The organism is Wolbachia endosymbiont of Mansonella ozzardi (genome assembly GCF_020278625.1).
GTDB lineage: Bacteria > Pseudomonadota > Alphaproteobacteria > Rickettsiales > Anaplasmataceae > Wolbachia.
The window spans coordinates 1-12,128 of the sequence record NZ_JADAKK010000018.1; the positions used below are offsets into that span (position 1 = coordinate 1).

The 12,128-nt window shown below is 34.6% G+C and carries 9 protein-coding genes and 1 pseudogene; 6 read left to right on the plus strand and 4 right to left on the minus strand.

What is annotated here, in order from left to right; translation table 11 throughout:
* From IHO40_RS02565 to gmk, 3 genes are all read left to right on the plus strand, one after another.
* A partial coding sequence (locus tag IHO40_RS02565; RefSeq protein WP_225536615.1) for an ankyrin repeat domain-containing protein occupies positions 1–1,162 on the plus strand: 1,162 nt, incomplete at its 5' end.
* A complete protein-coding gene (locus IHO40_RS02570) occupies positions 1,159–2,955 on the plus strand; it encodes a pentapeptide repeat-containing protein (RefSeq protein ID WP_225536616.1) in 1,797 nt (598 codons plus the stop codon). The genes IHO40_RS02565 and IHO40_RS02570, both read left to right, overlap by 4 nt.
* 42 nt (positions 2,956–2,997) lie before the next feature.
* Positions 2,998–3,588 carry a guanylate kinase gene (gene gmk / locus IHO40_RS02575; protein WP_225536617.1) on the plus strand — a complete coding sequence of 197 codons (591 nt, stop codon included), beginning with the start codon at positions 2,998–3,000 and terminating at the stop codon, positions 3,586–3,588.
* 24 nt (positions 3,589–3,612) lie between these two features.
* On the opposite strand, the gene IHO40_RS05790 is transcribed toward gmk, so the two are convergent.
* Entirely contained in the window at positions 3,613–3,735 is a 123-nt protein-coding gene (locus IHO40_RS05790) for a hypothetical protein (RefSeq protein ID WP_255585965.1), read from the minus strand.
* 116 nt (positions 3,736–3,851) lie between these two features.
* Positions 3,852–4,714 (minus strand): annotated as a pseudogene (locus tag IHO40_RS02580) (IS982 family transposase).
* A gap of 484 nt (positions 4,715–5,198) precedes the next feature.
* On the opposite strand from IHO40_RS02580, the gene IHO40_RS02585 reads away from it, so the two are divergent.
* The 3 genes from IHO40_RS02585 to IHO40_RS02595 all read left to right on the plus strand — a co-directional run bounded on the left by IHO40_RS02585 (position 5,199) and on the right by IHO40_RS02595 (position 8,206).
* A complete protein-coding gene (locus IHO40_RS02585; protein ID WP_225536618.1) occupies positions 5,199–5,819 on the plus strand; it encodes an L-threonylcarbamoyladenylate synthase in 621 nt (206 codons plus the stop codon).
* Positions 5,797–6,627, plus strand: a complete 831-nt coding sequence (locus IHO40_RS02590; RefSeq protein ID WP_225536619.1) for a DNA polymerase III subunit delta' — start codon at positions 5,797–5,799, stop codon at positions 6,625–6,627. Before IHO40_RS02585 ends, IHO40_RS02590 begins: the two co-directional genes overlap by 23 nt.
* Positions 6,628–7,537: 910 nt before the next feature.
* Entirely contained in the window at positions 7,538–8,206 is a 669-nt protein-coding gene (locus tag IHO40_RS02595) for a conjugal transfer protein TraJ (protein WP_225536620.1), read from the plus strand.
* 349 nt (positions 8,207–8,555) lie between these two features.
* Here the strand turns inward: IHO40_RS02595 and IHO40_RS02600 are convergent, their stop codons facing one another.
* Together IHO40_RS02600 and uvrA are read right to left on the minus strand one after the other, a co-directional pair.
* The gene (locus IHO40_RS02600; RefSeq protein ID WP_225536621.1) at positions 8,556–9,026 is read right to left on the minus strand and encodes a hypothetical protein; all 471 of its coding nucleotides are present in this window, start codon (positions 9,024–9,026) and stop codon (positions 8,556–8,558) included.
* Between the two features lie 42 nt (positions 9,027–9,068).
* A complete protein-coding gene (uvrA, locus tag IHO40_RS02605) occupies positions 9,069–11,879 on the minus strand; it encodes an excinuclease ABC subunit UvrA (RefSeq protein WP_225536622.1) in 2,811 nt (936 codons plus the stop codon).
* Positions 11,880–12,128 lie beyond the last annotated feature (249 nt).

A 12,128-nucleotide genomic window follows, 5' to 3' on the forward strand; every position in this document is an offset into this window, starting at 1 on the left:
AAACAATGCAGGTGAATCGATTAGTTCTGTACATGAAAATGTAGGTATAAGGAAAAATCTAAAACAAGATGCGCCGGAAAGCACAGCTCAAGGAATCGAGCATGAGTCTTCTGAAAGCGACACTACGGACGTCGACAAGTTGAGTTTTGAAAAAGCACGGGATAGCAAGGCTGAAGGAGCGGTCAATAAAAAAGAACCACAACTCGATGAAGACAAAGTTCCTACAGTTAAAAAAACTATTGGCAGAGGTGATAAGAGTAATAAAGATTTTGGCAATAACTTGCCAGAGAAAAGTAAAGATGAAGTTACTCCAAGTTTGCCAAGTGTGACTGATAAGGAAGTAAATAGAAATTTAGTTTTGCCTCCAAGCACTGGTTTAAATGAAGATGTAGCTGATCTGCAAAAAAGTCTACAATTTGATAAAAAGGTTGATATTGAGGAGAATAAGCCCTCAGAAAATAATACAGATAAATTATTAGAAGGGAAAAAAGAAAAAGAGGAAGATCAAGCTGAAAAAGAAGAAGTGAAAAAATCAGCTAAGAACCGCAGCAGAAAAAATCAAGTAAAACCTATCACTAGAAGAGACGAAGAAAACAAGCAAGAGGAAGAGAAAAATTTACAAAAATGGACAAAGTTAGACAGAGAACCAATAAAGGAATGGTATCAAAAGAATGCACAAAGTAAGTTAGTATATAAGCGACAATATGATAAGCTTAATGAGCATCTTCCGACAACCGTATTTATTAATGACTATAGTAAGCAGCTTTTTTACTGTATTAAAAAGAACAACTTAGTTTGCCTGAGGGGGATAACAAGCAAGTTGGAAGAGCTTGGATTAACAACTCAAGAGGTACTGAAGCTTAGAAATAAGCTTGGAGATACCCCTCTAATTTATGCAGTTAAGCAAGGTGAGGTAGATATAGTACGCTTTCTCTTATTACAAGGTGCTGATCCTAAAGTAGTTAATAATAGTCTTCAATCTCCTGTTGATATAGCAATCGAAAGAGGTCGGGTTGATATGATAAATGCAATTACTGAAATGATACCACATCTTTTGAAGCATAAGAGGATAGGCAACAAAGAAAGCCTGGAAATATATAATTGGGCTGTGAAAACAAAAGAAGATAACGAATTGCAGTGTAATGAAGATCAAGAAAGATGATTAGATTTTTGATATTAATCTTAATTGGTCATTTGTGTTACGGGAGTGGAGTAAATGATAAGGATAGCCCGGTCAGTGATTTTTTGGATATCTTGCATAAGATAAAGTATGTGTCTTACAGTAAAAAAGACTTTGCTAAGTTTCTAGTACAATGTCATAAAAAAGGCGTGCCAGAAAACTTTGGAAAAGGTTTTGGTCCTGACTTAAATGGAGCTAATTTTAGTCGATTGTACCTCAATGGATCTATTTTTGATGGAGTCAGTCTAATTGGTGCTGACTTTTCTCATACTGACCTGTCAGATGTATCCTTTATTAATGCTGATTTGCGTGGGGCCAATTTTTCCAATGCTAATTTGCAAGGTATAAGAATAGAAGGTACAAACCTAAGTTTTGCAAAATTTATTTCTGCAAATTTAACAGATATTACATTTGATCAGTCTGATATTAGTTATGCTGAGTTTATCAGCTCTGATCTTAAAAGAGCAAAAATGAATAATATAACTGGCTTACATACTAATTTCTCAAATGTGAAAATGAATTTCTCTAGCTTACTAAACTCAAATGTTAGTTATGTAAATTTTAGCGATAGTGAAGTAAATGATACTGTTATGCAGAAAAGCAACCTTAGCAATGCAAATTTTTTTGGAGTGGACTCATATAAACTAAAAATACAATTTTCCTCGTTGGAGAACGCTAATATATATGGTGCAGAAATAAGAGAATCAGACTTCACAGGCAGCAACCTTTCTAACGTTTGTCTTAATTCTTCTGCTATAATTGAAAGTAACTTCAATAAAACTAATTTAAGCAATATGCAGGTTTACTATGTAAACGGTAATAATTCAAGTTTTGTTCAGTCTATATTACATGGTTCCAAGGTAAAACACTCGTATGCTTCTAAAGTCAGTTTTCAAGATACCGATTTATCCGATATTGATTTTAGTCTTAGCGAGCTGCATCAGGTTGATGTTTCTAATTCTGACATTCGTCATGGAAAGTTTTATAATACTAAAGTTACAAATTCTAATATGAGCGGTTCATTTTTCGATCATTCGCTATTCACCTCTACAAAGATAGAAGGCGCGGATCTTTCTACTGCTTCAATGTATAAGGTCAAAATACAAGACTCTCAAGTTTATAATAGCAAACTCTCTTACCACAGCATCGACTCTAGTGAGGTAAAGAGCTCAACATTTTTTAGTTTAATAGCAGATAACTCAAGCTGGTCTAATCTGAAAGTAACTAATTCGAATTTTATTGAAAGCGATTTCAGATCTTCTTTGCTTCACGATAATACCTTTAAGAAAACAGGCTTTTTTCTCAGCAATTTCAATAATTCAATGATTGGTAACACATCTTTTGACTCTTCGAGCTTATATGAAGGCTCGGTTGTTGATGCTCATTTAACAGATTGTAAATTCGATCATTCAATTTTAATTGGCAATGAAGGACAGGAAAGACTTACAAACTTAGAGGGTGCTATAACCTCAATTGAAGATTTGCAAGAAAAGGTATCACAGGGTGAAAAATTTGATGTGAATTATTCTTATTTTGAATTTAGGGATATGAACCTAGAAAATGCCGATTTCTCTAATTCGATATTGGGTAGAGCAAAATTTATAAATGCTAATTTAAATAAGGCAAATCTTAAAAAAGCTGATTTGCGCCATGCTATTTTTGACAATTCTTCCCTTATTGATACCAACTTATCAGATTCTAATTTAGATAATTCTAGTTTTTTTGAATCTGATTTGAAGAGCGCTATATTGGAAAATTCAGAATCTAATAAATGAGAAACTCTTTGGTATGCTTATTAAATTACTTAGAAAAGAAAAATGACCATAAAAAGTGGGGGTGTACTATTGGTTTTATCTTCTCCTTCTGGAGCGGGCAAAACTACCATATTAGAGAGACTACTTGAGCGATCGACTAACATAGTTAGGTCGGTTTCTATGACCACGCGTAAACCTCGCCCTGGTGAAATAAATGGCAAAGACTATTTTTTTGTTACCGAGGAAAAGTTTCACGAGTTATACGAAGCCGGTCAAATGCTTGAGTATGCCAAAGTTTTTGAGAACTTTTATGGCATACCGAGAAATTTTATAGAACAGAACCTAAGCAGTGGAATAAGCGTATTACTAAGTATAGATTGGCAAGGAGCATTTCATTTATTTAAGCTTATGAGGAAAAAAGTTGTAAGTGTTTTTATACTTCCCCCTTCGATGGAAGAACTTAGGTTACGTTTGCAAAAGCGTAATACTGACAGTGCAAGTGAAATAGATCTCAGACTAGCCGGAGCCCAAAAGGAGATAAGCAAAAGCGATAAATATGATTATGTAATAATCAATGATGATATTGATAAAAGTGTAGAAGAGATAAACTCCATATTAAACAAAGAAAGGCTAAAAAGATCACAAGAAAAGTAGGTCTATTGTACCCATAACTGAATATTATCTTGCCAAGGTAATTCGCACAACAAACGGTGTCATGAAAGTAGCCGTCATCTCAAGCGTCTCTTTCCTCCTATTATTCCAATGCCCTCTTCCTGTCATTCCAGAAACCTCTCTTATCATCCTAATCCCCTACTCCTTTTACTCCAATACTTGATACTGGGATCAAGTTTTCCATAGAAACAATACATTTTAAAATAACTTTTATACTCACTAACCTAATAAACCCCAACTATAGGTTAGCCAACAAAGAAAGGAGTTGAAACATAGGGCTTCTTCGCTGAATGAAATATGAAATCAGGACAGAAAAAATATGAACTAGGAAATTTGTTGGTGATCTATGTCTTGAATGCTTAATCTCAAACTTGTTTTTCAAGGAGTCAAAAACTGTCTCAACAATCAATCTTTTTCTTAGCAAAATCTTCTCTTTCAGCGAAATTAGTGAGTTTTTCATACCTTTTTTCACTTTAATGACAAATTTTCAACCTCTATCAAAGAGTTTCTAAAGGAGCTCTTTCTTTAATATAGCCCTTATCTCCAAAAAAAAGTCCGGCTAGCTTTTTGGTTAAAGTTGACACAGGTTTTCTGTCATCAACGTTACCTCTGGTTAGCGTAAATGCTTCCGCCAATTTCGTTAATCACCAAGTGCAATTTTAAGCCTAAAAACCAGCCATATGTAGTCTTTCCAAGCTTAGCTAATCCATTGAAAACTTTGTTTCTTGAGATTCTTTTTGGATGGTAAAAGGCGATTGAAGAAGTGTCAATGTAGAAAGTACCTGTCATTTTTGCTTGTTTGCAGAACCATTGCAAAAGCAATGCTAAATACCATAAAAGACTCGCGACTTAAGAGCAATAAACCATTCATATGTTGTAATTTGGGAAATTCTGATCGTAAAGTGCAGATAAAGTAGGTAAAAAGCTTTAAAATTTTTGCATGGGGATTGATGATATAATAGGATTACGGTAGAATTTCTGGAGTGACAATTCCTGGTATTCTAGTTTGGTTTCTGTCATTTGGTAGGAGTATATTGGCAAAATTCTCATCAACCGTGCGACAAAAATCCTCGACGCAACAATAAAATTCTGTAATATCTTTCTTCATGGGTAACCTCCTTATTAAAACAGGAATAACTTGGAGTTTACTCACTTTCCAGCTTTTTTTTACTTCTTTCTAATCTATAATTGGGGTTATTATGGTTACACTGTACGTGATTCTCATACTTCCATTTTACTAACAGAGTACAGAAAACGCAATGGAATGTAGAGTTACAAGTTTATTAGGCGTGCTTTTATGAACGAGCTTAGACTTGAAATCCTGAAACCAGTCATTGAATACTGTGATGGAAATCCAGACAAAATCTACGATTACTACTTTTTCTCTTTTCTATAATTAATGCTAGTACAGCTGTGTGCATGAAGCTGGAATAGCTTTGCGCACAGTAATCGAAAAAACCTAGCGGTTGCTGACAAAATCCATTATAAAATAGTAGTTTAATCGCTGAAGAAAAATACGCCAAAAAAAAGCCGGTACCGAAATAAAATTATCTACTGCTTATGCTGTAATATGGATGTAAGTTTTTAGCTGTATGATATCTGAAATAATAAATGCAATACAGAACAACTTGTTAGTGTGTTTTCCAACAGAGACAGTTTATGCTCTTGCTTGTAGTGCATTAGATAGTGGAGCTATAAAGAAAATATACCAGGTAAAGAAGCGTTCTCAAAATAAACCACTATCTATATCTGTTAGTGATATTTACAGTTTGACAAAAATAGCAGAGTTAGAGAAAAAATACTTTGGTTTAATAAACCACTTCTCTCCTGGACCAATTACCTATATCTTACCGCTTAAAAATAATAACATATTACCAAACGAATTCTTTAAAGGCAGCATAGGCGTAAGAATTCCTAATCATCCTATTGCAATTTCAATATTAAACAAGCTAAAAACCCCGATAGTCGCGACTAGTATCAATATTTCAGGAGAAAAAAGTGTATGCAAAGCAAGCGATATACCTCAATCTATTAGGCAACATCTATCTGCGATAGTCGAAGATGATAAATTAGTTTCCGGTATAGAATCTACTGTTATTGACTTAGCTAGAGATAAGATTAGGGTTTTAAGAGAGGGTGCAGTCTCATTTCAAGTAATATGTTTTCAGGCTGAGGTCCATAGGAGGAAGAATGAAAAGAATAATAGGTCATGATCAAGCTAAAAAAAAATTAATGGACAACTTGTCTGTTCAATCTTGGCTGGTCTGTGGTAAAAAGAGTATAGGAAAAGCAACACTCGTGAAATCCTTTTCTAATTGGTTCCTTATAAAAGACTGTGATGAAGTAGCGTTGGATTTGCACATTGTTGAAAGTGACACAATAGGAGTAGAAAAAGTGAGAGAAATGAAAAATTTTCTGCACTTAAGCCCTATTCAATCAGAATATAAGATAGCTGTAATAGATAGCTTAGAAGCGATGACAAACAACGCTAAAAATGCGATATTAAAAATATTAGAAGAACCGCCAAAGAACTCTAAAATATTCATAATTAGCCACAAGCCATACAATATACAAACTACTATTAGGTGTAGGTGCTTTCAGCTAAATTTACTGCCACTAACTTATAATGAGACGAAGCAAATTGTTTCATCTCAATGTAAACTTGATGATCAAGTGTTTGATGAAATTGTTACCTTATTCCCTGGAACGCCAGGGATGATAATAAATGCAATAAATAGCGATACCTATGAATCATACAAATGCTTTTATACATTCCTCCGTAATTTAAATAATCCTGAAGTAATTAATAAAGCAATAAACAGCGAAATCGAGTTAGAACTAGCATCATATATAATTCAAGCCTTCATTTTAGACAAAATAAAAAGAGAAGTAAATGGTGTTGAAATTTTGCTAAGTAAGTGGAAGAAAATAGATGAACTTTTTGTTGCTGCTAAGCAACTCCACTTAGATAAAAAGCATGTTTTAGCTAATGCGATTAATCTTATAGCATCAGTCCACTGATCATAATACTTTTAGTATAAATTTGTGATAAAATACTGTCAATTTTATATTTAAAGTACGTGGTTTGACTAATAATAAATTAACTGTATAGCGATCGATAGAAGTTTTTACGAAAGCCATACTGAATACTTAGAAAGAACTAAGCTTAAATAGGAACATAGCTTTAGACCAGGACGTAACCTTAGAAAAAGGAAATGATCTGTCAAATGGTATTTATGAAGCAAATTTAAAGCTAAACAAAACAATTAATATAGCTACTTAGCTAAAAATTGGCTATCATATGCTCAGTGGCGAGCTTGTTGTGCGTAACCATATTACAAAAGAAGAAGTAAAATTCCTCAAGATTTTCATTACCTTAAAGGTGTTAAACTGAATGACAGTAATTACAAATTAACGTTTTGCAACGTTCTAGGCAATGAGTTTTTTGAATATAAAAAATATGATCCACAATATTCTGGTGTTTTAGATGAATATAAATTTGTGGGTTTTGGTAGTGTAAAAAAGACCTATAACCTAAAATTTAAGGAGCATGTTGGTCACGCACTTAAGTTTTTTGCTATGGATGGAGCTGTCGAGCCTGGATTTTAAAACCATGCAGCAGATTTATTTGGGCTAGTTAAAGGTAACAAAGGCAGAAAGGTGGGAACCCCCTCGCTGATGAATTTAGTTATTTTGACGACCAAGATAAATTACGTTATTATAATTATCACAAAAGTGCAGATGGTAATACCTATGGTCCTGAAAATTTCAGTGTAAAGAATGACAAATGTGGATATGAGCAAAATCGACAAATTCTGCCTTATTGCGGAACAAGGTGATATAATCATTCATCCTGCTTTAGAAAATTTAAATATATTTTAAAATTTTTAGGGTTTATTGTTGCTATGATAGTCCAATAGAGCTTTATATTATGGGAGACAAGCTGCCTGAATCAGTAAAAAACAAGAGTTATTTTAGTAAAGCAATTGAATGGTACTGTTATAGATACCTGTCTTGTATAGCAGAAAGATCTTGGATGGTATTGATAGTATCATTTCTCCTAGTGTGCTTATGTTTATTACTACTAAATATATACCTGTTGTTTCCTATTAAAAGAGATTTAAATTTTGTAAAATATGTGAATTACATAGAAGATGAGTTCTCTATAATACGTAAGCTTAGTTTTAATGAAGAAGATGATGAATACACTTCTATAGCCAGGTACTTAGTAAGTAAATACGTTGAAACATACGAGTCTAGTAGAGTCATCGAGCCAGAATACCGAGAAAATTTCATACAAAACAACTCTATATATAAAGTCTATCGAGGTTTTCAAGAAAAAATGAGCAATGAAACTAGTTATTTGTTTTCATCTAAAGGAAAAATTTCCAACATAAATGTAGTAAAGTTATCCATTGACCGACCAATCAAGGACCTAGTCACATTCGCTGGAAATGCTGTTGTAGTTTTTACAACTGAACAAAATAAGAGGGTGAAGAATCGAACTGTTGATATCAGCTTTACTTTGTCCAATGCTCAGGCCGCTCTAAGCGGTATAATACCATTTAAATTTATTGTTGATGGTTATAAATACAGGTGATCACCATCTTATTGGTTATATCTTTTAAACCTCTCCCAAGACTTCTAACTTCATTATTCTAGCTGTTTTAGACAATTTTTCAAAATTTCCTATACCAAATTTCACTGGTAATAGGATAAATTAAAAAGATACCGTTTTGCCTATAATTGGTGGTATAAGCAAATTTGTAATATATTCTATTTGTTTTCCTAATAACGAAGATTGGTATTATAACTCAGTTTGTGACATACCATTGGCTAAAGATGTCTTTTCTGGTTTCTGTATTTCACTCAGCTTACTTTGTTACAAGCCCACACAAGTGGAGTTATGATCAATGCAGCAGCCCAAACGACAGCAGCACAGACATAACTTACAATCTTATTAAATCTCTGGACACTGCACTAGCGCATTCCTGTCCAATATCTAAAAATACGTCTAGATGGTCGACCAATGACCTTGTAATTGCTTTTAAACAGTTGTTCCCTGTTATCTTTGAAGATAACTTGAGTGGAAGATACGACAAATATGCCGCTGTCAAAAGTAAAGGCTGCAATATTATGCTAGTTGCCAAGAAAGCAGCAAGTTGACACAATAGGTAAACTTTCCCTGCTCTATAGCCTACATATTCACAACTTTTCATGTATTGATTATTATGATCGTCTTCGTTCTCAACTCCATAAATTATATCTTTTACAGGTCCTAGCACATTATCAATATGACGTACAGATTTATGGAAACTACTTTCTGGAGTTAGCGTGAAACCCTCTATTTTCTTAGCAGGCACAATTCCATATTCAACATACCCTTTAAAATATTGACATACTGACGTTGCCCTACCCAAATCATAAGTGTGCAGAGTAGCCTAATATAATTAAAAAATAGTTTATGCTCTATCTGATAAATACGGCTTAAGGTACTTACCTGTAACACTTCTTGGTATGTCTACTATTTCTTCTGGAGTTCCTACAGCGACTACTTCTCCGCCTTTTACTCCACCCTCTGGGCCAATGTCTATTACGTAATCTGCAGTTTTTATAACGTGCAAGTTGTGCTCGATAACTATAACAGTGTTTCCCAAATCAACTAGCTTATGGAGCATTTTTAGTAAGTTGTTTACATCTTCAAAATGCAATCCGGTTGTTGGCTCATCAAGAATATACAATATTCTTCCGGTAAATCGTTTTGATAGTTCCTTGGATAACTTTATTCGTTGTGCTTCACCCCCAGATAACGTTGTTGAGGGCTGTCCAAGTGTTATGTAGCCAAGCCCCACTTCTTTCAAAGAAACCAACTTTTCTTTTACTACTGGAAGGTTCTCAAAAAAATCATAAGCTTGATCTATCGTCATATCAAGCACGTTAGAAATTGATTTTCCTTTGAAAGTAATCTCCAGCGTTTCTCGGTTATATCGCTGACCTTTACATTGCTCACACTTCACATAAACGTCCGGCAGAAAATGCATTTCTATCTTTAAATGTCCATCACCTTTGCACGCTTCACATCTTCCTCCCTTAGTATTAAATGAAAATCGGCCTATGTTATAGCCTCGTGCCTTCGACTCTGGAAGACCTGCAAACCAATTTCTTATATGAGTGAACATACCAACATATGTAGCTGGGTTTGACGCAGGAGTTCTACCAATTGGTGACTGGTCTATTTCTATAATTTTATCTATATATTCAAGGCCTTCTATCTTATCGCATTTGCCATACTTTGCAGATGAATTATATATCTTATGTGCTGAATATTTGTATAGTGTTTCTATGACTAAACTTGACTTTCCCCCTCCAGATATTCCAGTAACACAAATAAAATTCCCTATAGGAAATTCAACATTTATATTTTTTAAGTTATTCTCACACGCATTAATTACCTTTATAAACTGAGTCGTTTGTTTTCTTCTTTCTGGAATCGAGATTTCCCTCTTTCCACTCAAATATTGCCCTGTTATGCTCTCTGGATTTCTTTGCACCTGATCTGGCGTTCCTTCTGCAACAATCTTTCCTCCATTTACACCAGCTCCAGGTCCAATATCAATTACATAATCAGCAGCCATTATTGTATCTTCATCATGCTCAACAACAATTACAGTATTTCCTATATCCTTCAGGTTCCTAAGTGTGGCAATCAATCGGTCATTATCACATTGATGAAGGCCTATCGAAGGCTCATCAAGCACATACAGCACTCCTGTTAAACCAGAGCCAATTTGTGAAGCAAGTCTGATTCTTTGACTTTCACCTCCAGAGAGTGTGCCAGATTCACGGTCAAGTGTAAGGTAGTTTAACCCTACATTTTTCAAAAATGTTAGCCTCTTGATTATTTCACTTAATATTTTATTTGAGATTTGCTTTTGTTGCTCTGTAAGCTTGCCTGGGAGATTTTCAAACCATTTAAGGGATTCATCGATGCTAAGCCTAGATATTTCACCTATGTGCCTGCCATCAATTTTCACTGTAAGTGCCTCTTTTCTCAATCTACAGCCAGCACATTCTTTACAATGAACAATAGAACAATATCGCTCAATAAGTGTTTCATCATAATCCATCTGGTTTTCTAATATACTAACTAAACCTTGAAATCTCATCTCTCTAGAACCAAAGAGTATCACATCCTTCGCTACTTGATCTATGTTCTTCCATGGAACATCAAGACCGAATTTGCAATTTTCAGCTAGTGACAGTATTACATTTTTTAGAAACCCATAACCTGTGTGCACTTGACGGAGCATCAACCCCACTGGCCTCAAGGCACCTTCAGATATTGAGAGCGTTTCATCTGGAACTATCAGCTTTATATCAATAGCCAGCTTTTTACCAAGCCCATTGCATGAACAACATGCGCCGTAGGGACTGTTAAAAGAAAATAATCTTGGTTCTATTTCCTCAAGAGTAAAGCCGGACTCCGGACATGCAAAATTCTCTGAGAAAGTTAAAACTTGATCATTTCTGTACTCGGAATCATGATCATCAGGCAAGTTCACTACTTCTGCGTACATTAAGCCACGACCAAGTCTTAATGCTGATTCTATGCTACCTGGCAGTCGATTTCCTATATCGTCTGATATTGATACCCTATCTGCAACCACAAATATATCGTGCTTTTTGTTTTTATCGAGCTTAGGTAAATCATCTATATTATGTATTTTACCATCTATTTTTAGTCTTACGTATCCTTGCTTTTTAATTTCCAATATTTCTTTGAGGTGTTCTCCCTTTCTGCCACGCACGATGGGAGCAAGTATATATACTTTAGTTTCTAAAGGTAACGCCATTATAGTATCTACAATTTGAGATACAGTTTGTTTCGTTATCGGCAGTCCAGTTGTAGGTGAATAAGGAATTCCTATTCGTGCGTATATTAAGCGTAGATAGTCGTAAATCTCAGTAACGGTTCCAACTGTTGATCTTGGATTTTTTGAGATCGATTTCTGGTTGATAGATATTGCAGGAGAGAGGCCTGTGATCGACTCAACATTTGGTTTATCCTGAATGTTGAGAAATTGACGTGCATAAGCCGAAAGACTCTCTACATACCGACGCTGGCCTTCTGCATAAATCGTATCAAACGCAAGGCTAGATTTGCCAGAACCGCTGAGTCCAGTTATAACAACTAATTTATTTTTCGGTATATTAACATCTATACCTTGCAGGTTATGCTCCCTTGCGCCTTTAACTCCAATAAAACCATCCATACATCAAGTGTTTTTGAATATTATAGCCTCAAAATACGTAAATTTACAGTAACTTTTTACTAATTTTTTTAACTATTATGGGAAATTACATGAACATAGGCCTATAAGAGTGATATCACCCAAGTGCTGGCTGAATTTAGATTTTTTAGCCACAGGAACAGAACAAAAAAACTACTTGACAATCTTTGCCGTCACCCTTATCATAGTATTGAAGCTATTATTTAGCTCCAGTCTATACAGATTAAACGA

Coding starts and splice junctions, on each gene's coding strand:
- IHO40_RS05790 (WP_255585965.1), bottom strand. CDS start 3,735: ATGATAAGAGAGGTTTCTGGAATGACAGGAAGAGGGCATTGGAATAAT.
- IHO40_RS02590 (WP_225536619.1), top strand. CDS start 5,797: ATGAAAAGAATAATAGGTCATGATCAAGCTAAAAAAAAATTAATGGAC.
- IHO40_RS02585 (WP_225536618.1), top strand. CDS start 5,199: ATGATATCTGAAATAATAAATGCAATACAGAACAACTTGTTAGTGTGT.
- uvrA (WP_225536622.1), bottom strand. CDS start 11,879: ATGGATGGTTTTATTGGAGTTAAAGGCGCAAGGGAGCATAACCTGCAA.
- IHO40_RS02595 (WP_225536620.1), top strand. CDS start 7,538: ATGGGAGACAAGCTGCCTGAATCAGTAAAAAACAAGAGTTATTTTAGT.
- gmk (WP_225536617.1), top strand. CDS start 2,998: ATGACCATAAAAAGTGGGGGTGTACTATTGGTTTTATCTTCTCCTTCT.
- IHO40_RS02570 (WP_225536616.1), top strand. CDS start 1,159: ATGATTAGATTTTTGATATTAATCTTAATTGGTCATTTGTGTTACGGG.